The sequence below is a fragment of the Actinacidiphila acididurans genome, assembly GCF_016918855.1.
In the GTDB taxonomy this organism is placed as follows: Bacteria; Actinomycetota; Actinomycetes; order Streptomycetales; family Streptomycetaceae; genus Actinacidiphila; species Actinacidiphila acididurans.
The window spans coordinates 36,736-59,330 of the sequence record NZ_JADKYB010000006.1 but is presented as its reverse complement, the minus strand read 5'-3'; the positions used below and the strand labels follow the sequence as shown (position 1 = coordinate 59,330).

Here is a 22,595-nt window from a genome sequence, read left to right as displayed (position 1 = left end):
GCGCGCCCCCCGCACTTCACGTCACGAACCGAGCGACGATTCAGGAGCCGCCGTGAGCACCACCGTCCAGGGCGGCCCGGCCGCCGCCCGCCCGCAGGTCACCGCGACCACGGTCCCCGGCCGCCGCCCGCGCGGACGCGGCGAGCGCGGCCCGCTCGCCTCGATCGCGCTGCACACCGCGCTGCTGGCGGCCGCGGCCGTCTCGGTCTTCCCGGTGCTGTGGATCGTGTTCATCTCCTTCGGCCCGTCCAGCGCCTGGCAGCAGCCCTCCCAGGTGGCCCGCCACCTGGGGCTGGGCAACTACCGGTTCGTGCTGCTGCACACCGGCTTCCCGCGGTGGCTGCTGAACTCCGTGATCGTCGCCGCGGCCACCACCGTGCTCGGCGTGCTGGTCGCGGCCAGCGCCGGCTACGCCGTCTCCCGGATGCGCTTCCCCGGGCACCGCCCGCTGATGTGGACCTTCCTGGTCACCCAGATGTTCCCGGTCGCCGTGCTGATCGTGCCGCTGTACAACCTGATGGTCGACCTGCGGCTGCTGGACACCTACCTCGGGCTGGTGCTGGTCTACTGCACGGTCGCGGTGCCCTTCTGCGCCTGGATGCTCAAGGGCTACTTCGACACCATCCCGAAGGAGATCGACGAGGCGGGCCGGGTGGACGGCCTGACCCCGTTCGGCACCTTCTGGCGGCTGGTGCTGCCGCTGGCCCGGCCGGGCCTGGCGGTCACCGCCTTCTACAGTTTCCTCACCGCCTGGGGCGAGTTCGCGTACTCCAACCAGTTCATGCGCGGGCCGCACACCACCCTCGCGGTCGGCATCCGCACCTTCGCCTCCGACCAGCGGGCGGACTGGGGCAGCACGACCGCCTCATCGGTGCTGATCGCCGTACCCGCCGCGATCGTCTTCCTGCTCGTCCAGAAACACCTGGTCACCGGCCTGACCGCCGGCGGGACCAAGGGCTGAACCCATCAGGGAATCAGGAAATCCCGTCAGGGGGTCCCGGCAGGGGATGCTGTCCGGGAATCCCGTCAGGGAATCGAAGAACCAGGGGATCAAGGGAACCATGAGCCAGCACCTCACCGACGCACCTGGCGCCGCCGCCGACGCAACCGCCGCGACCCCGGTCACGGGCCCGGCCGCCGTCCCGGCCCCGGCCGCCGACGGCGGGCCCGAGCGCGGGGACTGGTGGCGCGACGCGGTCATCTACCAGGTCTATCCGCGCAGCTTCGCCGACGGGAACGGCGACGGCATGGGCGACCTGCCGGGCATCACCGCCCGGCTGCCGTACCTGCGCGACCTGGGCGTGGACGCGGTGTGGCTGTCACCCTTCTACGCCTCGCCGCAGGCCGACGCGGGCTACGACGTGGCCGACTACCGCGCGGTCGACCCGATGTTCGGCACCCTGACCGACGCCGACGAGCTGGTCCGGGCCGCACACGCCCTGGGCCTGCGGGTGATCGTGGACGTGGTGCCCAACCACTGCTCCGACCAGCACGAATGGTTCCTGCGGGCGCTGCGCGAGGGGCCCGGCTCACCCTTCCGGGACCGGTTCCACTTCCGGCCGGGCAAGGGCGCGGACGGCGAGCTGCCGCCCAACGACTGGGAGTCCATCTTCGGCGGCCCGGCCTGGACCCGGACCACCGACCCGGACGGCACCCCGGGCGAGTGGTATCTGCACCTGTTCGCGCCCGAGCAGCCCGACTTCGACTGGCACCACCCGGACGTGCACGAGGAATTCCGCTCGGTGCTGCGGTTCTGGCTGGACCTGGGCGTGGACGGGTTCCGGGTCGACGTGGCACACGGCCTGGTCAAGGCCGAGGGACTGCCGGACATCGGCCACGGCGAGCAGCTCGCGCTGCTGGGCTCGGCGCCGATGCCGTACTTCGACCAGGACGGCGTGCACGAGATCTACCGCGACTGGCGGCGGATCCTGGACGAGTACCCGGACGCGCGGATCGCGGTGGCCGAGGCGTGGACGCCGACGCTGCGGCGGGCCGCGCTGTACCTGCGCCCGGACGAGCTGCACCAGGCGTTCAACTTCAAGTACCTGAGCACCCCGTGGGACGCGCAGGCGCTGCGCGCGGTGGTCGACGAGTCGCTGACCGCGATGGGCGAGGTGGACGCGCCCGCCACCTGGGTGCTGTCCAACCACGACGTGACCCGGCACGCCACCCGGTTCGGCAACCCGGCGGAGCTGGGCACCCAGCAGCGCGAGCCGGGCGACCGGGAGCTGGGCCTGCGCCGGGCGCGGGCGGCCAGCGTGCTGATGCTGGCGCTGCCCGGATCGGCGTACCTCTACCAGGGCGAGGAGCTGGGGCTGCCGGACGTCACCGACCTGCCGGACGACGTACGGCAGGACCCGTCGTTCTTCCGCGCCGCCGGGCAGGACGGCTTCCGGGACGGCTGCCGGGTGCCGCTGCCGTGGTCCGGGAGCGAGCCGCCGTACGGCTTCGGGCCGGCGGCCGGCGGGCCGAGCTGGCTGCCGCAGCCGCCGCAGTGGGCGGAGCTGAGCGTCGAGGCGCAGACCGGGGACCCGGACTCCACGCTGGAGCTGTACCGGGCGGCGCTGGCGCTGCGCCGCGAGCACCCGGCGCTCGGCGCGGGCAGCGCGGTGCGCTGGCTGGACGCGCCCGAAGGGGTGCTGGCCTTCCGGCGCGACGCCGCGGAAGGCGGCGCGTCGGCAGCGGCCGGCGCGGGCTTCGTGTGCACGGTCAACTTCGGCTCCGCGCCCGTGACGCTGCCCCGGCCGGGCCGGCTGCTGCTGTCCAGCGGGGTGGCGCCGCAGGCCGGCGGGGCGGCACCCGAGGTCACCGGGACGGACGGGGACGGGACGGGTGATCCGGCCGGAACCGTCGAGATCGCCCCGGACACGGCAATCTGGTGGGCGATCTGACGTGGTGGCCCCGCGTCCCCTAGCATCCGGTGGTGTGACCGCGCGGCTCGCTGACATCGCAGCCCAGGCGGGGGTCAGTGAAGCGACGGTCAGCCGCGTGCTCAACGGCAAGCCGGGGGTCTCCGCGTCCACCCGCGAATCGGTGCTGGCCGCGCTGGACCTGCTCGGGTACGAGCGGCCGGTGCGGCTGCGGCAGCGCAGCGCGGGCCTGGTCGGGCTGATCACCCCGGAGCTGGAGAACCCGATCTTCCCGGCGTTCGCCCAGATCATCGGACAGGCACTCACCCGGCAGGGCTACACCCCGGTGCTGGCCACCCAGACGCCCGGCGGCTCCACCGAGGACGAGCTGGTGGAGATGCTGGTCGAGCGGGGGGTCGCGGGCATCATCTTCGTCTCCGGGCTGCACGCGGACTCCACCGCCGACACCGAGCGGTACGACCGGCTGCGCGGCCAGGGCGTGCCCTTCGTGCTCATCAACGGCTTCTCGGAGAAGATCGACGCCCCGTTCGTCTCACCGGACGACCGGGGCGCGGTCCGGCTGGCCGTCACCCATCTGGCGGCACTCGGGCACCGCAGAATCGGGCTCGCGGTGGGGCAGAAGCGTTTCGTCCCGGTGCTGCGCAAGATCGAGGGCTTCCTCGCCTCGATGAGCGACGTGCTGGGCATGCCCGAACAGGAGGCGCAGACCCTGGTCCAGCACTCCCTGTACACCCTTGAGGGTGGTCAGGCGGCGGCCGCCGCGCTGATCTCCGCGGGCTGCACGGCGGTGGTCTGCGCCTCCGACATGATGGCGCTCGGCGCCGTGCGGGCCGCCCGCCAGCAGGGCTTCTCGGTGCCGGGTGACGTGTCGGTGGTGGGGTACGACGACTCGCCCCTGATCGCCTTCACCGACCCCCCGCTGACCACGATCCGGCAGCCCGTGGCCGCGATGAGCCAGGCGGCGGTCAACGCGCTGCTGGAGGAGATCGGCGGCACCCCGGCCCCGCACAGCGAGTTCGTGTTCATGCCGGAGCTCGTGGTCAGGGGCTCGACGGCGGCCGCGCCGGACGGCCGGAACACCCCGCCGGCGGCGCCGCGGCCCGCCGATCGGAGGACCCCGGGCGTGTCGGACTCGACCTGAACCTGATCGAAACGGCAGCGTACGTCTGGCAGACTGGTATGCCATGGGGGAACTGACCGCAAAGACGATGAATGGCCGTTCGGCCGCCGCGTCGCGCTCCGCCCGAACCGCCGGAACCGACGCCGGCTCCGGCACCGAGGGAGCTACCGGCGTGACCCGGACGGAGGAGAAGTCCACGCTGCTCGCGCGGCTCCGCACCCCGCGCAACCCCCGCCTGTGGTTCGAGATCCTGCTGATCGGCGCGAGCTACTGGCTGTACTCACTGGTGCGCAACGCGGTCCCGGAGCAGCAGTCGACCGCCCTGAAGCACGCCAAGTCCGTCTGGTCCTTCGAGGGCCACCTGGGCCTGGACGTGGAGCGCTCGGTCAACCACGCGATGAACTCCGTGGACTGGCTGATCGTGGGGATGAACTACTACTACGCCACGTTGCACTTCATCATCACGATCGGTGTGCTCGTCTGGCTGTACCTGCGCCATCCCGGGCGGTACGGGCCGGCCCGGCTGGTGCTGTTCGTCACCACCTGGCTGGCCCTGGTCGGCTTCTACGCCTACCCGCTCGCGCCCCCGCGGCTGATGACCAACGGGCACTTCATCGACACGGTGAAGGTCCACAACACCTGGGGCTCGATGTCCCAGGGCAGCCTGTCGCACGTGTCCAACCAGTTCGCGGCGATGCCGTCGATGCACATCGGCTGGTCGCTGTGGTGCGGCATCACCCTGGTGACGCTGGCCAGGCCGCTGTGGGCGAAGATCCTGGGCGGTCTGTACCCGGTGGCGACCCTGCTGGTGATCGTCTCCACCGGCAACCACTTCTGGATGGACGCGGCCGGCGGGGCGCTGTGCCTGGCCGTCGGCTACACCGTGGCGTACCTGCTGTACGGGCGGTGGGTGTACCGGCTGCCGCGGGCGGCCGAGCCGCTGCCGGTGAAGTAGCGGTACCTGCCGGGCGCCGCCGGTAGCACGCGTAACGGCTCTCACCCCTCGTAGAAGATCCGCTCCACCACGGCCCGGGCCCGGCGGGTGCGGCGGCGGTAGTCCTCCAGCATGTCGCCGACGTGGCCGGCCGGGTGGCCGAGGTAGCGGGCGACCGCCGCCAGCTCGCGGGTCTCGCCGGGGAAGGTGTCGCCGGGCCGGCCGCGGACCAGCATCACCGCGTTGCGCACCCGGGTGGCCAGCACCCACGCCTCGTCCAGGACGGCCGTGTCGGACGCGCTCAGCAGGCCCTCCTCGCAGGCCGCGGCGAGCGCCTGCCGGGTGCCGGTGGTGCGCAGCGACGGCAGCCGGGCGGCGTGCTGGAGCTGGAGCAGCTGGATCGTCCACTCGATGTCGGACAGGCCGCCGCGGCCCAGCTTGGCGTGGATGGTCCGGTCGGCGCCGCGCGGCATCCGCTCGGACTCCATCCGGGCCTTCAGCCGCCGTATCTCCCGGACGTCCTCGGCCGACAGACCGCGTTCGGGGTAGCGCAGCGGGTCGATCAGCGCGGTGAACCGCTCCCCCAGCCCCTGGTCGCCGGCCACCGGGGCGGCCCGCAGCAGCGCCTGGCTCTCCCAGACCAGCGACCAGCGCCGGTAGTACGCCTCGTACGACGCCAGGGTGCGCACCAGCGGCCCGCTCTTGCCCTCCGGGCGCAGGTCGGCGTCCACCAGCAGCGGCGGATCGACGGTCGGGATCTGGAGCAGGCGGCGCATCTCGTTGGCGACGGCGAGCGCGGCCCGGCCCGCCTCGCCGGGGTCGGCGCCCTCCAGCGGCTCGTGCACGAACATCACGTCGGCGTCGGAGCCGTAGCCGAGCTCGCGGCCGCCGAGGCGGCCCATGCCGATGACGGCGAAGCGGGTGGGCAGCCGGTAGGCGTCGTTGTCGGTCACGGCGTTGACCGCGGCCCGCAGCGCCCCGGCGAGAGTCGCGGCGGTGAGCGCGTACACCGCGGCGCCGACCCGGTCGACCAGCAGGGACGGGCTCAGCGGGCCGCCGCCGATGTCCTCGCCGGCCGCCGGGGAGGTGTCCCCGCCGTCGTCGCCGAAGGTGTCGATGAGGTCGCCGGCGGTGGTACGGAACAGCTCACGGCGGCGTACCCCGCGTACCGCGGCGATGGCCTGCTCGGGGGTCTGGCCGCGGCCGGCCGCGGCCAGCACCTCCTGCTCCAGGGCGGTGGGGTCGCGCGGAGTCAGGCCGTCGGGCGCGCCGAGCATGGCGACCGCCTCGGGGGCGCGCATCAGCAGGTCGGGGGCGAGCCGGCCGGCGGACAGTACCCGGGCCAGCCGCTGGGCGGCCGCGCCCTCGTCGCGCAGCAGCCGCAGGTACCAGGGGGTGCGGCCGAGCGCGTCGGAGACCTTGCGGAAGTTCAGCAGGCCGGCGTCGGGGTCGGCGGAGTCGGCGAACCAGCCGAGCAGCACCGGCAGCAGGGTGCGCTGGATGGCCGCCTTGCGGGTGACGCCACTGGCCAGCGCCTCCAGGTGGCGCATCGCGGCGGCCGGGTCGGCGTAGCCGAGGGCCTGGAGCCGGACCAGGGCCGCGTCCGTGCTCAGCCGGGTCTCGCCGCCGAGCTGCGCCACCGCGTCCAGCAGCGGCCGGTAGAACAGCTTCTCGTGCAGCCGCCGCACCTCCATGGCGTGCCGCTTCCACTCCCGGTTCAGCTCGGCCACAGGTTCGGCCCGCAGTCCCAGGCCCCGGCCGAGCCGGCGCAGCGACGCCTCGTCCTGCGGCACCAGGTGGGTGCGGCGCATCCGCTGCAACTGGATGCGGTGCTCCATCAGGCGCAGGAAGCGGTAGGCGTCGTCCAGGGCGGCGGCGTCGGCCCGGCCCACGTAGCCGCCGGCGGCCAGCTCGGCCAGCGCCGTCAGGGTGGTGGCGCTGCGCAGCGAGGAGTCGGTACGGCCGTGCACGAGCTGGAGGAGCTGGACGGCGAACTCCACGTCGCGCAGACCGCCGGGCCCGAGCTTCAGCTCGCGGTCCACCTGGGCGACGGGGATGTTCTCCACCACCCGGCGGCGCATCTGCTGCACGTCGGTGACGAAGTGCTCGCGGTCGGCGGCCTGCCAGACCATGGGGCGGATCGCGGCGACGTACTCCTCGCCGAGCGCGGCGTCCCCCGCGACCGGGCGGGCCTTGAGCAGCGCCTGGAACTCCCAGGTCTTGGCCCACCGCTTGTAGTACGCGAGGTGGCTGCACAGGGTGCGCACCAGGGGGCCGTTCTTGCCCTCGGGGCGCAGGTTCGCGTCCACCGGCCAGATGGTGCCCTCGGCGGTGGTGTCGGAGCAGACCCGCATCATGCGGGCGGCCAGCCGGGTCGCGGCCTGCACGGCCGCCCCCTCGTCCCGCGCGGGCTCCTGCCCGTCCGGGCTCTCCGGGGGCTCCGGGACCTCGGCGACGAAGATCACGTCCACGTCGGAGACGTAGTTCAGCTCGTGGCCGCCGCACTTGCCCATCCCGATGACGGCGAGCCGGCAGGCCGCGGCGTCCTGCGGCTGCTCGGCCTCGGCGATGGCCAGCGCCGCCCGCAGCGTGGCGGTGGCCAGATCGGCCAGCTCGGCGGCCGTACGGACCAGGTCGCTCGTGCCGCACACGTCGCGGGCCGCGATGCCGAGCAGGCTTCGGCGGTAGGCGGCGCGCAGCGTGTCCGGGGTCCGCGCGTCGCGCAGCCCGCGCTCGAAGTGCGCGACCCCAGGATGCAGGTCGTCGGAGTCGTACGTGACCAGCGCGTGCCAGTCCCTCGGGTGCCGGGCCAGATGGTCGGCCAGCGCCTCGGAGGCGCCGAGCACCCCCAGCAGCCGGTCCCGCAGCGGCTTCGCGCTGGTCAGCGTGTCCAGCAGCGCGCGTCGCTCCCCGTCCCCCAGCGCCTCGGCCAGCCGCACCAGCCCGTGCAGCGCCTGATCCGGGTCCGCCGTCGCCCCCAGCGCGTCCAGCAGCACCGGGTCCCCCCGCACCCCCGCGAGCTCCGGCTGCTCCAGCAGCCGCTCGGCCGCCGCGGGATCCGTGAACCCGTGCCGCAACAACCGCGTGAACGTACTGCTGCGACGCCCCTGCGGCAACGTCATCTCCACTCCCGCCTCCACGTCCTCCCCACGTTAGCCGTCCGCCAGGCAGCGGCGCCCCTCAGGAACCAGCACGGCAACGCAGCGCAACGGCTCGATGACCGTGCGGCGCCAGGGGTTTCTCGGGAGTTCACCGGGGGCAGGTGCCGCCACATCCACCGGGAACCTAGCTTTTGGCATGCACATTTAAGTGAACCAGCAGGCCCAGGCCGCAAGGCCGCACCGGTCAGGGCCCGGACCAGGCCCGCGACCAGGCCCGAGACCAGGGCCCCGCAGGGGGAAAGCTTCGCACCGCCAAACGCCAACCCACCGGAGGTCTCCGTGTTCGGCTGGAATTCGATCCGTCGCCGTACCGCTGTCACCGCCACGATCGGTCTCGTCGCCGCGTCCGCAGGGCTCTGGGCCGGCCTGGGCAGCCAGGCCCACGCCGCCGGTCCCGTACCCACCCCGGACCACACCGTCGTGGTGGTCATGGAGAACCACGCCTACAGCCAGGTCATCGGCAGCTCCAGCGCGCCGTACATCAACAACACGCTGAAGGCCGGCGGCGCCAACCTGACGCAGAGCTTCGCCATCACCCACCCGAGCCAGCCCAACTACTACGCCCTGTTCTCGGGCGCGACCCAGGGCATCACGGACGACAGCTGCATCACCCCCGGCTTCAGCTCGGCCGCCAACCTCGGCTCCGAGGTGATCGCGGCCGGCGGCACGTGGGGCAGCTACAACGAGTCCCTGCCCAGCCAGGGCTCGACGACCTGCAAGAGCGGCAACTACGCCCAGAAGCACAACCCGTGGTTCGGCTTCAAGAACGTGCCGACCTCGACCGCCAAGACCTTCGCGCAGTTCCCGACCGACTTCACCACGCTGCCGAAGATGTCCTTCGTGACCCCGAACCTGTGCAGCGACATGCACGACTGCTCGGTGTCCACGGGTGACACCTGGATCAAGAACAACCTGGGGGCGTACGCCACCTGGGCCAAGACCCACAACAGCCTGCTCGTTGTCACCTTCGACGAGGACAACAGCCTGAGCGGCAACCGCATCCCGACCGTCCTCTACGGCCAGCCCGTCACCGCGGGCAGCTCGTCGGCCACCACGTACAACCACTACAACCTGCTCCGTACGCTCGAGGACCTCGCGGGCACCTCGACGCACGCGGGCCAGGCCGCGTCCGCGTCCGACATCACCGGGATCTGGGCCGGCTGACACATGTACGTCAGCGAGAGCCGCGGCAGTACGCCCGTGGTGACCGCTCCGACCGCCCGGGGCATGTTCCCCGGGCGGTCGGCTGTCACCCACACGGTGCTCGCGCTCGGCGCGGTGAGCCTGATCACCGACGTCTCCTCGGAGATGGTCACCGCCGTGCTGCCGCTCTACCTGGTCACCGGGCTGGGACTGTCCCCGCTCGGCTTCGGTCTGCTCGACGGCGTCTACAACGGCTTCAGTGCCCTGGTCCGGCTGGTCGGCGGCCATCTCGCCGACCGCGGCGGCCGGCACAAGCAGGTGGCCGCCCTGGGCTACGGCCTGTCCGCCCTGTGCAAGCCCCTGCTGCTGGTCGTGCAGACCCTGCCGCTGATCGGCGCGGTGCTCGCCGTCGACCGCACCGGCAAGGGGCTGCGCACCGCGCCCCGGGACGCGATGATCTCGCTGTCCGCCACCGAGGAGAACCGCGGCCGGGCGTTCGGGGTGCACCGGGCGATGGACACCGCGGGCGCGCTGCTGGGCCCGCTGGTCGCTTTCCTGATCCTGCGCCGGGCCGCCGAGGGCTATCACGCGGTGTTCACGGTGAGTTTCTGCGTGGCCGTGCTGGGCGTGCTGGTCCTGGTGCTGTTCGTGCCGTCCCGCGCGACCGGCCCGGACACCTCGAAGCAGTCCGCGCAACGCCCTTCCCTGCGGGCGGCGGTGGGCCTGCTCGGCCGCCGCGAGCTGCGCGGTCTGACCCTGTGCGCGGTGGCGCTGGGTCTGGCCACGGTGAGCGATTCCTTCGTCTACCTGATGCTCCAGCGGCGGCTCGGCGTGCCCGACCGCTGGTTCGCGCTGCTGCCGCTGGGCACCGCGGCGGCCTTCCTGCTGCTGGCGGTGCCGCTGGGCCGCTGGGCCGACCGGGTGGGCCGCTGGCGGGTGTTCGTCGGCGGCCACTTCGCGCTGCTGGTGGCGTACGGCCTGATGCTGTCCCACCTGCGGGCCGGCGTACTGCCGTACCTGGTGCTGGCCCTGCACGGCACCTTCTACGCCGCCACCGACGGCGTGCTGATGGCGGCGGCGACCGGTTCCGTACCGGCGGCGCTGCGGTCCAGCGGCCTGGCCCTGGTGCAGACCGGCCAGGCGGCGGCCCGGTTCGTCTGCTCGCTCGCGTTCGGCGCGGCGTGGACGGCGTGGGGCGACCGCTCCGCGCTGACCGGTGCGGCGCTGGCGCTGATGGTGAGTGTGGCGCTGTCGCTGCGGCTGCGGCCGGCCTCGCAAAGCGGAGCAAGGAGGGGAGCCGATGGCTGACACGACCGAGGCCGGGGAGGTGTTCGGCGGCGAGACCGGGGAGGTGTCCACCGGCCCGGCCGGCCTGGGCAACCGCGGCAAGCTGCTGGTCCTCGTCGCCGCCGTCCTGGTCCTGGCCTGCGTGGCCGGGGTGTCGGTGTGGCGGGCCGCGGACCGGGCCGACCGGAAGAACCAGGTCCAGGCGGGCGGGCCCGCGGTGCGCTCCGGTACGGTCTCGCTGGCCGCCTCGGGACCGCACCGGATCGTCTTCCGCTCGATGGCGTGGGGCCCGCACCGCGACGAGCTGACCACGGTGCCCGCCAACGCCCCGAACGGCCCGCGCACCGCTTCCGGTGTCAAGTGCCTGCGGTTCTATGCCGCCGGCGGCACCGGGATCTGCCTCCAGGCTGAGCGCGGGGCGGTCACCGACAGCTACCGGGCGATCGTCCTGGACGCCGGGCTGCACGAGGTCCGGCACGTCGACCTGGCCGGTATCCCCACCCGGGCCCGGGTGTCCCCCAGCGGCCGGATGGTCGCCTGGACGGTGTTCGTCGGCGGGGACTCGTACGCGGGCACCGACTTCTCCACCCGCACCTCGATCCTCGACGCCCGCACCGGGGAGCTCCAGTCCACTCTGGAGGACTACGCGGTCGACCGGGACGGCAAGCGGGTACGGGCCGCCGACGTCAACTTCTGGGGGGTCACCTTCGCCGACGACCGGCACTTCTACGCGACCATGGCCACCGGCGGGCACACGTACCTCATCCACGGGGACGTGACCACGAAGACGGCCGTCACGCTGCGGACCAACGTGGAGTGCCCGTCGCTGTCGCCCGACGGCACCCGGATCGCCTTCAAGAAGCGGGTGGCCGGGGCGTCCCCCGACGCGCCCTGGCGGCTGTACGTGCTCGATCTGGCGACCATGCGGGAGCATCCGGTGGCCGAGCACCGCAACGTCGACGACCAGGCCGTCTGGTCGGACGACTCGACGCTGGTGTACTCGCTCCCCGGTGACTACGGGTCCGACCTCTACACGGTCCCGGCGGACGGCTCGGGGGCGCCGCGGCTGCTCACCGCGTCGGCCCTGGCACCGGCCTGGCTCGGCTGACTCACCGCGGCCGACTCACCGGCGGGGGCGGCTGCTCATGGCCGGCCATCGCCCGCACCTGCCGTTCGCTCCAGTGGCCCGCTGCGCCGGGGCAGCGGGCCAGGTAGCGGGCGATGGCCGCCGGGTCCCAGTCGCCGGCCTCCAGCAGACCGGCGACCAGGTGCCGCAGGTACGGGCGGGAGGGCGGCACGAGGTCGACCTCGGACATGCGCCAGGGCGCGGTGAGGGTGAGCAGCGGGTGGCCCTCGCGGCGGCCGGGGCACACCAGCGTCTGGTAGCGGCCGGGGCCGAGCACCTGGCGCCCGGTCTCCAGAGCCTCGGTGAGGTCCAGGTCGGTCCCGGGTGCCGCGTACATCTCCTGGGCGGCGAGGTCGGCGAACTGCCCGGCGGTGATCAGGTGGGCGCGGGCCAGCACCTTCCCGGCCGCCGCGGGGTCGTAGAAGGCCCGCCCGCCGCCCCACACCGGGGAGCGCGTGGCGAAATAGAGCGCCCCGGGCAGTTCCAGCCCCATCGCCCCCCGCGGCGGCCGCGCGTCCCGGCACCCCGGATACGCCCTGCCGCCCCCGGCCGGCCGCCCGCCCGCCAGATAACAGGCCAGCCGGGCGGCATGCATGTTCGACCCGTAGGCCACGTACCAGACCCGCACCGATCCACTGTCCCTCACCCGCCCCCGCCGCCCGCCCCCGACCCGCGGGGGCGGCGCGGGACGGCCCTGCCTACAGGTTCGGCAGGTTCTTGCGCAGCTCGAAGGCGGTGACCTCGGAGCGGTACTCCTCCCATTCCTGCTTCTTGTTGCGCAGGAAGAAGTCGAAGACGTGTTCGCCGAGGGTTTCGGCGACCAGTTCGCTGCGCTGCATGAGGTCGATGGCCTCGCCGAGGTTCTGGGGGAGGGGCTCGATGCCCAGGGCGCGGCGTTCGGCGTCGGACAGGGCCCAGACGTCGTCGTCGGCGCCGGCGGGGAGTTCGTAGCCCTCCTGGATGCCCTTCATGCCGGCGGCGAGCAGGACCGCGTAGGCGAGGTAGGGGTTGGCGCCGGAGTCCAGGGAGCGGACCTCGATCCGGGTGGAGCCGGTCTTGCCGGGCTTGTACATGGGGACCCGGATGAGGGCCGAGCGGTTGTTGTGGCCCCAGCAGATGTACGAGGGGGCCTCGCCGCCGGCGCCCGCGGTGCGCTGGGAGCCGCCCCAGATCCGCTTGTAGGAGTTGACCCACTGGTTGGTGACCGCGGAGATCTCGCCGGCGTGCTTGAGCAGGCCCGCGATGAAGGAGCGGCCCACCTTGGAGAGCTGGAACTCCGAGCCGGACTCGTAGAAGGCGTTGCGGTCGCCCTCGAACAGCGACAGGTGCGAGTGCATCCCGGAGCCGGGGAACTCCGAGAACGGCTTGGGCATGAAGGTGGCGTGCACGCCCTGCTCCAGGGCCACCTGCTTCATCACCAGCCGGAAGGTCATGATGTTGTCGGCGGTGGACAGCGCGTCGGCGTACCGCAGGTCGATCTCCTGCTGGCCGGGCGCGCCCTCGTGGTGGGAGAACTCCACCGAGATGCCCATCGACTCCAGCATGGTGATGGCGGTGCGGCGGAAGTCCATGCCGACGTTCTGCGGGGTGTGGTCGAAGTAGCCGGAGTTGTCGGCCGGGGTGGGCGCGGAGCCGTCCAGCGGCTTGTCCCGCAGCAGGAAGAACTCGATCTCGGGGTGGGTGTAGAAGGTGAACCCCAGGTCGGAGGTCTTGGCCAGCGCCCGCTTGAGCACGTAGCGCGGGTCGGCGTACGACGGCGAGCCGTCGGGCATCAGGATGTCGCAGAACATCCGGGCGGTGCCGGGGGCCTCCGCGCGCCAGGGGAGCACCTGGAAGGTGCTGGGGTCGGGCTTGGCGATCATGTCGGACTCGTAGACCCGGGCGAAGCCCTCGATGGCCGAGCCGTCGAAGCCGATGCCCTCGTCAAAGGCCTGTTCGAGCTCGGCGGGGGCCACGGCGACCGACTTCAGATAGCCGAGCACGTCGGTGAACCACAGCCGTACGAAGCGGATGTCCCGCTCCTCCAGGGTGCGGAGCACGAACTCCTGCTGCTTGTCCATATCCATCCATCCTTGCCGGTCAGGCACCTCGGTCCCCCGCCGCAGCGACAACAGGGGGGATCTTGAGCAGCATTGCACCACACGATTTCGCCCTCGTTGCCGGCAAGGAGCCGGCGGGCGTCGGCTCCCCGTGGCGCTGCTCACCCCCATACTGCCGGTCATGGGCGTCGCGCCGCGAGCGCCTGTCACCCGCCGGTCGTACGCCGGTCCCGCGCCGGTCGCGCTTCGGTCGCACGCCGGTCGGCGCCGCCGCCCCGGGGGCAGTCGGCGCCGACACAACTCCGGCTGTAGCCAACCGGTTTCGGCAATATATCGATACTGTTTCGCAAAAAAAGGATGACTTGCAGAGAATCCGCAAACGGACCGCAAAAAACTTGCGCCACCTGTACTAGAATCGACGCCATGACACGACGACTTGCCGAGGTGGCGAAGAAGGTCGGGGTGAGCGAGGCCACCGTCAGCCGGGTGCTGAACGGGAAACCAGGCGTCTCCGATGCAACTCGCGCCGCCGTCCTCACCGCCCTTGACGTGCTCGGATACGAACGGCCCACGCAGCTCCGCGGTGAACGCGCCCGGCTGGTCGGCATGGTCATGCCCGAGTTGCAGAACCCGATTTTCCCGGCTTTCGCGGAAGTGGTCGGCGGTGCGCTGGCCCAGCAGGGTTTCACGCCCGTGCTGTGCACCCAGACCGCGGGCGGGGTCTCCGAGGCCGATTACGTGGAGTTGCTGCTCCAGCAGCACGTCTCCGGCGTGGTCTTCTTCGGCGGCCTGTACGCGCAGGCCGAGTCCCCGCACGACCACTACGCGCGGCTGGCCGAGCGCAACCTGCCGACCGTGCTGATGAACGCGGCCATCGACCACCTGGACTTCCCCCGGGTCTCCTGCGACGACGCGGTGGCCGTCGAGCAGGCGATGAACCACCTGATCTCGCTCGGCCACCAGCGGATCGCGCTGGTGCTGGGCCCGCCGGACCACGTGCCCTCGCGCCGCAAGCTGGCCGCCGCGCGCCGGGTCGACCCTTCGGTGACCGTGGAGCACGCGCTGTTCACCCTGGAGGGTGGCCAGGCCGCGGCCAGCCGGCTGCTGTCGCGCGGCATCACCGCGTTCATCTGCGCCTCCGACCTGCTGGCCCTGGGCTCCATCCGGGCCGCGCGGCGCCGCCGGCTGTCGGTGCCGGAGGACGTGTCGGTCATCGGGTACGACGACTCGTCGCTGATGAACTGCACCGAGCCGCCGCTGACCACGGTCCGCCAGCCGATCGAGGCGATGGGCCGCGCCGCGGTGGACCTGCTGGCCGGTGAGATCAGCGGGGCCTCGGTGGACCACGACGAGCTGTTCTTCGAGCCGGAGTTGGTGGTGCGCGGCTCCACCGGACCGGCCCCGCACCCGGCCCGCATCCCGCACCCGGAGGCGCGCACGGGCGCCTGACCCGCCGGGCCGGCGCCCGTACCCCGAACCAGCGGCACGACAACAGCACGACCAGCGGCAGGAACACGAGCCGGCGCACCAACGGGGGCGCCGGCCCTGCGGCATGCCCGAAAACCCGCACACCACCCGCGCCCCTGGGGTCGCTCGGGCCACAATGACGCCGGTGCCGGACGCTGCCGCCCGCACCGGCGTTGTTGCGTGCGACCTGCAACAGCCCCGTCGTGACCGAGTCGTGTCTTTGCGAAATTCGCGCGACATCTTGCGGACATCTATCAGGTTAAGTACGTTGCCGGAGTCCCAGATCGCAGTCCAACGACGCGCAGTGGTTCAGGGGAAGGGTTTGATCATGAGCAGAATCGGCTACCGCAGACTGGTGGCAGTCGCTCTGGTCGCCGGCATCGGGCTCACCGGTGCCGCGTGCTCCAGCAGCAAGAAGGACGACTCCGGGAGCAAGTCCAGCAGCGCCACCGCCGGAACCCCGTTGGACCCGAAGACCAAGGTGTCCATCGCGGTCGACTGCGAGCCGCCGACCACCAAGAAGGCCGAGCGCCAGCAGTGGATCGACGACGTGGCCGAGTTCAACAAGACGTACCCGAACGTCACTGTGAAGAGCAAGGACGCGTTCCCCTGCGAGGACCCGGCCAAGTTCACCGCGCAGCTCCAGGCCGGCAGTGAGACCGACACGTTCTACACGTACATGACCGACCTACAGCAGGTGCTGGACGCCGGTCAGGCCGCGGACATCTCCGCGTACGTCAACGACAAGACCGTGCCGAACCTGCAGTACATCGACCCCGGTGTGATGAACGTCCTCAAGGACGGCGGCAAGCTCTACGGTCTGCCCACCTCGAACTACCAGATGGGCCTGATCTACAACCGCAAGATCTTCTCCGACGCGGGTCTGGACCCCAACAAGCCGCCGACCACCTGGGACGAGGTCCGGCAGGACGCCAAGGTGATCCAGGACAAGCTGGGCTCCAAGGGCATCAACGGCTACATGGACAACAGCGCCGGCAACCAGGGCGGTTGGCACCTGGTCTCCGAGATGTACGGCGAGGGCAGCCGCGCGGTCGACGAGAGCGGCACGAAGGCCGCCTTCAACAACGACCAGACCAAGGGCATCCTGCAGACCCTGCACGACATGCGGTGGACCGACAAGAGCATGCCGGCCACCCCGGGTCTGCAGTGGGGCGACGTCCAGAAGGCCATGGGCACCGGCAAGATCGGCATGTACGTGGGCGCGCCCGACGACATCCCGCTGGTCGTCCAGCAGTACAAGGCCAAGTTCGAGGACATCGGCATGGCGCCGATCCCCGGCGGCAAGACCTCGCTGTTCGGCGGCGCCGACTACATGTTCAAGAAGTCGGACAGCCCGGACCAGATCAAGGCCGGCATCGCCTGGGTCAACTTCAAGTTCCTGACCCTGAACAAGGGCCAGTTCAACTACCCGCGCAACAAGACGGACGGCCTGCCGGTCGGTCTGCCGCAGCCGTTCTTCTTCACCGGCAGCGCCAAGGACCAGGACACCGCGGCCAAGAAGGCCAGCGCCACCGTGCCGGTCGACAACTTCAAGAGCTACGTCGACGCCCAGGTCCCGGTCGTGCCCGAGCCGCCGAACGCGCAGAAGATCTACACCGTGCTCGACTCGGTCATGTCCGGCGTGCTGACCAACCAGGGCGCTGACATCTCCAAGCTGCTCTCCACCGCCGAGACGCAGGTCAACCAGCTCCTGGCGGCCAGCCAGTAAGACGCCAGCCGCGCTCGCGGGACCGGCCGCCCCGACCGGGGAGGCGCCGGCCCCGCGAGCGCGGCACCGGACCCCGGCACCACCTTCAGCGGAGGAGCACCCATGGCGGCGACGACCGTCCCCGACAACACCACCAAACGCCATGCCGGTCGGGCGTCAGGGCCGGCCGGCGGTGCCGCGCGCACGGGCCTGGGCCGCAAGGTGCGGCACAACCTCCAGGCCCACGGCTTCCTGATCGGCGCGGTGCTCTGCTTCCTGATGTTCTCCTGGTACCCGATGGTCCGGGAATTCATCATGAGCTTCCAGGAGAAGAAGCGCGGCGTCACCACCTGGGTCGGCTTCAAGAACCTGGACCGGGTCTACCACGACCCGTATTTCTGGACCGCCTGGAAGAACACCGCCGAATTCACCGGGTACGCTCTGGTGATCGGTTTCGCGGTGCCGTTCGTCGTGGCGATCGTGCTCAACGAAATGCGGCACGCGCAGGCGTACCTGCGCATTCTGGTGTACCTTCCGGTGATGCTGCCACCGGTGGCCGGTGTCCTGCTCTTCAAGTACTTCTACAACCCGGACTACGGGCTGTTCAATCACGTCCTGAAGTTCTTCCACCTGCCGACCTCGCAGTGGCTGGACTCCTCGCACACCGCGATGATCTCGGTGGTGATCGCGGCCACCTGGATGAACATGGGCGCGGCCACCCTGATCTATCTGGCGGCGCTGCAGAACATACCCGGCGAGCTGTACGAGGCGGCCGACCTGGACGGCGCCGGACTGCTGGGGAAGATCTGGCACGTCACCATCCCGCAGACCCGGATGGTGCTGTCGCTGATGCTGCTGCTGCAGATCGTGGCGACCATGCAGGAATTCACGAACGTGTTCCTGCTCACCAAGGGCGGCCCGCAGAACTCCACGATGACGGTCGTCTACATGGTCTACCAGTACGCGTTCAACTACAACAATTTCGGCAGCGCCGCGGCGCTGGGCCTCTTCCTGCTGCTCGTGCTGATCGTCTTCTCCGGTCTGTACACGCGGCTGAGCCGGAACGCCGACTAGGAGGGCACGGACGATGGCAACGTACTCCCCGCAGAACCGGACCCTCATTTCCTCGGCCACGCTCAGCCGACGCAAGGGAAAAATCCTCTACCGGACCGTGCTCACCGTGGTGCTGGTATTGTTCACCCTGGTGTTCCTCGGACCGCTGTACTGGATGGTGACCGGCGGTCTGAAATCGGCCTCGGAAGTGGTGGCGAACCCGCCGACGTACTTCCCCAAGCATCCGAAGCCGGGGAATTACCACACCGCCTGGAGTGATTTCACCATTCCGCGGCTGCTGTTCAACACGCTCTACTACGCGTTCGGCGCGCTGCTGTTCCAGCTCATCTTCGACGTGGCGGCCGCGTACGCGATCTCCAAGCTCCGCCCCATCTTCGGCAAGCTGATCCTCGGCGGCATGCTCGCCACGCTGATGATCCCGGCCGCGGTGCTGGTGGTGCCGCAGTACATGACCGTGCTGGACCTGCCGGTGCTGCACGTCAACCTGATCGGCACGCCGTGGGCGATCTGGCTGCCCACGGTCGCCAACGGCTTCAACATCTTCCTGCTCAAACGATTCTTCGACTCGATCCCCGAGGACTTGATGCACGCGGCGGCCATCGACGGCGCCGGCCCGCTGCGCACCCTGTGGTCGATCGTGCTGCCGATGTCCCGCCCGATCCTCGGCGTGGTGTCGATCTTCGCGGTGGTGAACGTCTGGAAGGACTTCCTCTGGCCGATGCTGGTGGAGCCCGACCCGAAGAAGCAGCCGATCAACATCGGCATCAACTCGCTCTCCCAAGGCATCCCGGAGAACGTGATCATCGCCGGCCTGGCCATCGCCTCCGTGCCGACGCTGCTGATCTTCCTGCTCTTCCAGCGCAACATCATGTCCGGCCTGACCGCGGGCAGCCTGAAGGGCTGACCCGAAGGACTGAGCCGCGACCCCGGACAGCCTTCCGTAGCACCACCCCGAAGCACTCCGCCGCCGGCCCTCATGTCCACATCCCCGCCATCCGGGGCCGGCGGCGGGGTCCCACCTGCCCGAAAGGACGTTGACGTGGCAGACACCCCTCAGCCCGAGGCCGACGCGAACTGGTGGCGCGGCGCGGTCATCTACCAGGTCTATCCGCGCAGCTTCGCCGACAGCAACGGCGACGGCACCGGTGACCTGGCAGGAGTGCGGTCCCGGCTGCCGTACCTGGCCGAGCTGGGCGTCAACGCACTGTGGTTCAACCCCTGGTACCCCTCGCCGATGGCCGACGGCGGCTACGACGTGGCCGACTACCGCGACATCGACCCGATGTTCGGCACGCTGGCCGAGGCGGAGAAGCTGATCTCCGAGGCGCTGGCGCTGGGTATCAGGACCATCATCGACATCGTGCCCAACCATGTCTCGGCGGCGCACCCGTGGTTCCGCGAGGCGCTGGCGGCCGGTCCCGGCAGCCCGGCCCGCGAGCGGTTCTGGTTCCGGCCCGGGCGCGGCGAGCACGGCGAACTGCCGCCGAACAACTGGCCGTCCCAGTTCGGCGGGCCGGCCTGGACCCGGACCACGAATACCGACGGGACGCCCGGCGACTGGTTCCTCAACCTGTTCGACTCCGAGCAGCCGGACCTGAACTGGAACCACCCGGACGTACGGGCGGAGCACGAGGACGTGCTGCGGTTCTGGTTCGACCGGGGCGCGGGCGGGGTGCGGATCGACTCCGCGGCGATGGTCACCAAGGACCCGCTGCTGCCGGACCTGACCGACGACCCGGCGGCCCCGCACCCGTACGTGGACCGCGACGACCTGCACGACATCTACCGCTCGTGGCGGCGGATCGCCGACTCCTACCCGGGGGCGCGGATCCTGGTCGGCGAGGTGTGGATGCCCGACGCCGAGCGGTTCGCCCGCTATCTGCGGCCGGACGAGATGCACACCGCCTTCAACTTCGACTTCCTGTCCTGTCCGTGGGAGCCGGAGCGGCTGCGCATCTCGATCGACACGACGCTGGCCGCGCACGAGCCGGTGGGGGCGCCGGCCACGTGGGTGCTGTGCAACCACGACGTGACGCGGACGGTGACCCGGTACGGGCGCGAGGACACCGGTTTCGACTTCGCCACCAAGGCGTTCGGGATACCGACCGACCTGGCCAAGGGCACTCGGCGGGCGCGGGCGGCGGCGCTGCTCACGCTGGCCCTGCCCGGTTCGGTCTACCTCTACCAGGGCGAGGAGCTGGGCCTGCCGGAGGTCGAGGACATCCCCGTCGAACGCCTCCAGGACCCGATGTACCTGCGCGGCGGCGGCTCCGACCCGGGCCGCGACGGCTGCCGGGTGCCGATCCCGTGGTCGGGTACGACGCCGCCGTTCGGCTTCAGCCCGGCCGGGGCGGCCGAGCCGTGGCTGCCGCAGCCGGCCGACTGGGCCGCCCGTACGGCCGAACTCCAGTCCGGTGACCCCGACTCCATGCTCGCCCTGTACCGGTCGGCGATCGGCTCGCGCGCGGCCGAGCCGGGGCTGGGCGACGGCCCCTTCACCTGGCTCGACACCCCGGCCACGGTCCTGGCCTTCCGCCGCACCCCCGGCTTCGTCTGCGCCGTGAACCTCGGCCCCGACCCGGTCGCCCTCCCGCCGCACACCGCCGTGCTGCTCGCTTCGGGCCCGCTGACCGCCGAGCAGACCCTCCCCCAGGACACGGCGGTCTGGTTGCGCAGCTGATCCCGCCGCTCCTCCCCGAGCCGCGCCCCCACCGGATGCCGAGGGTCATCCGCTGGGGGCGCCCTCTTTGTGAGCGCGCCCACTGTGCCGGCGTGCCCTCTTCGTGAACGTGACCTCTTCGCGCACGCGCCTTCGCGAACGCGCCTTCGCGAACGCGCCTTCGCGAACGTGACCGGGACCACCGCGACATCGCGTCGTTGTGACGATAAAATGAGGGGGTGCCTCAACTACGCCTTGCCCTGAATCAGGTCGACTCCACGGTCGGTGACATCGCCGGGAACTGCGAAGAGGTGGTGCGCCGTACGCGGTACGCCGCCGAGAAGGGGGCGCACCTGGTCGCGTTCCCGGAGATGATGCTCACCGGCTACCCGGTGGAGGACCTGGCGCTGCGGTCGTCCTTCGTGGAGGCGAGCCGGGCGGCGCTGGTGCAGCTGGCCGGGCGGCTGGCCGCCGAGGGGCTGGGCGACCTGCCCGTGGTCGTCGGCTACCTGGGCCGCAGCCAGAACGCGCAGCCGCGGTACGGCCAGCCGGCCGGCGCCCCGCAGAACTGCGCCGCCGTGCTGCACCAGGGCAAGGTCGCACTGCGGTTCGCCAAGCACCACCTGCCCAACTACGGCGTCTTCGACGAATTCCGCTACTTCGTGCCGGGCGACACCATGCCGGTGATCCGGGTCCGCGGGGTCGACGTGGCGCTGGCCATCTGCGAGGACCTGTGGCAGGACGGCGGCCGGGTGCCGGCCGCCCGCACCGCCGGCGCCGGCCTGCTGCTGTCGGTCAACGCGTCCCCGTACGAGCGCGACAAGGACGACACCCGGCTGGACCTGTGCCGCAAGCGCGCCCAGGAGGCCGGCTGCACCCTGGCGTACCTGGCCATGGTCGGCGGCCAGGACGAGCTGGTCTTCGACGGCGACTCGATCGTGGTCTCCGAGCGCGGCGAGGTGATCGCCCGCGCCCCGCAGTTCACTCAGGAGTGCGTGCTGCTGGACCTGGAGCTGCCCGCGGCCCGCCCCGAGGTGCCCACCGGCCGGGTCGACGACGGCCTGGAGATCACCCACGTCACCCTCTCCGAGCAGCCGGTGGACCCGTACGAGCCGCAGTACACCGGCGTCGAGGCCGAGCGGCTGAGCGACACCGCCGAGATCTACGGCGCCCTGGTCACCGGCCTGCGCGCGTACGTCCGCAAGAACGGCTTCCGCTCGGTGCTGATCGGCCTGTCCGGCGGCATCGACTCGGCGCTGGTCGCGGCCCTGGCCTGCGACGCGATCGGCGCCGAGCACGTGTACGGCGTCTCGATGCCGTCGGCGTACTCCTCGGACCACTCCCGCGACGACGCCGCCGAACTCGCCCGCCGCACCGGGCTGAACTACCGCACCGTGCCGATCGCCCCGATGTTCGACGCCTACCTGGGCGAGCTGGAGCTGACCGGGCTGGCCGAGGAGAACCTCCAGTCCCGGCTGCGCGGGGTGACCCTGATGGGCATCTCCAACCAGGAGGGCCACATCGTGCTCGCGCCGGGCAACAAGAGCGAGCTGGCGGTGGGCTACTCGACGCTGTACGGCGACTCGGTCGGCGCGTACGGCCCGATCAAGGACGTCTACAAGACGACCGTGTTCGCCCTGGCCCGCTGGCGCAACGCCGACGCGGCCGCCCGCGGCCGGACCCCGCCGATCCCGGAGAACTCCATCAGCAAGCCGCCGAGTGCGGAGCTGCGGCCCGGCCAGGTCGACACCGACTCGCTGCCGGACTACGACCTGCTGGACCGGGTGCTGGAGCTGTACGTGGACCGGGACCAGGGCCGCGAGCAGATCGTGGCGGCCGGCTACCCGGCCGAGGTGGTGACCCGGGTGCTCAAGCTCACCGACACCGCCGAGTACAAGCGCCGCCAGTACCCGCCGGGCACCAAGATCTCCCCCAAGGGCTTCGGCAAGGACCGCCGGCTGCCGATCACCAACCGGTGGCGCGAGGGCGAGGGGTCGTAGGACGGGG

The 22,595-nt window shown here is 71.4% G+C and carries 16 protein-coding genes; 13 read left to right on the top strand and 3 right to left on the bottom strand.

Features of this window, described 5'->3' with window-relative positions; translation table 11 throughout:
• Nucleotides 1-52: 52 nt before the first annotated feature.
• The 4 genes from ITX44_RS12640 (at nt 53) to ITX44_RS12625 (ending at nt 4,945) form a co-directional block, all read left to right on the top strand.
• Nucleotides 53-961, top strand: a complete 909-nt coding sequence (locus tag ITX44_RS12640; protein WP_205357259.1) for a sugar ABC transporter permease — start codon at nt 53-55, stop codon at nt 959-961.
• A gap of 100 nt (nt 962-1,061) precedes the next feature.
• Complete coding sequence (locus tag ITX44_RS12635; protein ID WP_205357258.1) at nt 1,062-2,891, top strand: glycoside hydrolase family 13 protein; 1,830 nt, start codon at nt 1,062-1,064, stop codon at nt 2,889-2,891.
• A gap of 34 nt (nt 2,892-2,925) precedes the next feature.
• Nucleotides 2,926-4,011 carry a LacI family DNA-binding transcriptional regulator gene (locus ITX44_RS12630; protein ID WP_205357257.1) on the top strand — a complete coding sequence of 362 codons (1,086 nt, stop codon included), beginning with the start codon at nt 2,926-2,928 and terminating at the stop codon, nt 4,009-4,011.
• A gap of 43 nt (nt 4,012-4,054) precedes the next feature.
• Nucleotides 4,055-4,945, top strand: a complete 891-nt coding sequence (locus tag ITX44_RS12625; protein ID WP_205357256.1) for a phosphatase PAP2 family protein — start codon at nt 4,055-4,057, stop codon at nt 4,943-4,945.
• Between the two features lie 41 nt (nt 4,946-4,986).
• Here ITX44_RS12625 and ITX44_RS12620 read toward each other — a convergent pair whose 3' ends face one another.
• Nucleotides 4,987-8,046, bottom strand: a complete 3,060-nt coding sequence (locus tag ITX44_RS12620) for a bifunctional [glutamine synthetase] adenylyltransferase/[glutamine synthetase]-adenylyl-L-tyrosine phosphorylase (protein ID WP_205357255.1) — start codon at nt 8,044-8,046, stop codon at nt 4,987-4,989.
• A gap of 318 nt (nt 8,047-8,364) precedes the next feature.
• On the opposite strand from ITX44_RS12620, the gene ITX44_RS12615 reads away from it, so the two are divergent.
• The 3 genes from ITX44_RS12615 (at nt 8,365) to ITX44_RS12605 (ending at nt 11,623) form a co-directional block, all read left to right on the top strand.
• Nucleotides 8,365-9,249: an alkaline phosphatase family protein gene (locus ITX44_RS12615; protein WP_205357254.1), complete on the top strand. Its 885-nt coding sequence runs from the start codon at nt 8,365-8,367 to the stop codon at nt 9,247-9,249.
• A 3-nt stretch (nt 9,250-9,252) separates the two neighbouring features.
• Nucleotides 9,253-10,536 carry an MFS transporter gene (locus tag ITX44_RS12610; protein WP_205357253.1) on the top strand — a complete coding sequence of 428 codons (1,284 nt, stop codon included), beginning with the start codon at nt 9,253-9,255 and terminating at the stop codon, nt 10,534-10,536.
• Nucleotides 10,537-10,600: 64 nt separating this feature from the next.
• Entirely contained in the window at nt 10,601-11,623 is a 1,023-nt protein-coding gene (locus tag ITX44_RS12605; protein WP_236060518.1) for a TolB-like translocation protein, read from the top strand.
• A gap of 1 nt (nt 11,624) precedes the next feature.
• Here the strand turns inward: ITX44_RS12605 and ITX44_RS12600 are convergent, their stop codons facing one another.
• Both ITX44_RS12600 and glnA2 read right to left on the bottom strand, forming a co-directional pair.
• On the bottom strand, nt 11,625-12,236 hold the full coding sequence (locus tag ITX44_RS12600) for a histone deacetylase (protein ID WP_205357556.1): 612 nt from the start codon (nt 12,234-12,236) through the stop codon (nt 11,625-11,627).
• 103 nt (nt 12,237-12,339) lie between these two features.
• Complete coding sequence (glnA2, locus tag ITX44_RS12595; protein ID WP_205357251.1) at nt 12,340-13,701, bottom strand: gamma-glutamylpolyamine synthetase GlnA2; 1,362 nt, start codon at nt 13,699-13,701, stop codon at nt 12,340-12,342.
• 402 nt (nt 13,702-14,103) lie between these two features.
• On the opposite strand from glnA2, the gene ITX44_RS12590 reads away from it, so the two are divergent.
• From ITX44_RS12590 to ITX44_RS12565, 6 genes are all read left to right on the top strand, one after another.
• Complete coding sequence (locus ITX44_RS12590; RefSeq protein WP_205357250.1) at nt 14,104-15,129, top strand: LacI family DNA-binding transcriptional regulator; 1,026 nt, start codon at nt 14,104-14,106, stop codon at nt 15,127-15,129.
• Nucleotides 15,130-15,475: 346 nt separating this feature from the next.
• On the top strand, nt 15,476-16,876 hold the full coding sequence (locus ITX44_RS12585; RefSeq protein WP_205357249.1) for an extracellular solute-binding protein: 1,401 nt from the start codon (nt 15,476-15,478) through the stop codon (nt 16,874-16,876).
• Between the two features lie 102 nt (nt 16,877-16,978).
• Nucleotides 16,979-17,929, top strand: a complete 951-nt coding sequence (locus ITX44_RS12580) for a carbohydrate ABC transporter permease (protein ID WP_205357248.1) — start codon at nt 16,979-16,981, stop codon at nt 17,927-17,929.
• Between the two features lie 13 nt (nt 17,930-17,942).
• Nucleotides 17,943-18,833 (top strand): carbohydrate ABC transporter permease, encoded by an 891-nt coding sequence (locus ITX44_RS12575; RefSeq protein ID WP_205357247.1) that lies wholly within the window; start codon nt 17,943-17,945, stop codon nt 18,831-18,833.
• A 135-nt stretch (nt 18,834-18,968) separates the two neighbouring features.
• Nucleotides 18,969-20,609, top strand: coding sequence for a glycoside hydrolase family 13 protein (locus tag ITX44_RS12570; protein ID WP_307795239.1), 1,641 nt, complete (start codon nt 18,969-18,971; stop codon nt 20,607-20,609).
• A 218-nt stretch (nt 20,610-20,827) separates the two neighbouring features.
• Nucleotides 20,828-22,588 carry an NAD+ synthase gene (locus ITX44_RS12565; RefSeq protein ID WP_205357245.1) on the top strand — a complete coding sequence of 587 codons (1,761 nt, stop codon included), beginning with the start codon at nt 20,828-20,830 and terminating at the stop codon, nt 22,586-22,588.
• Nucleotides 22,589-22,595 lie beyond the last annotated feature (7 nt).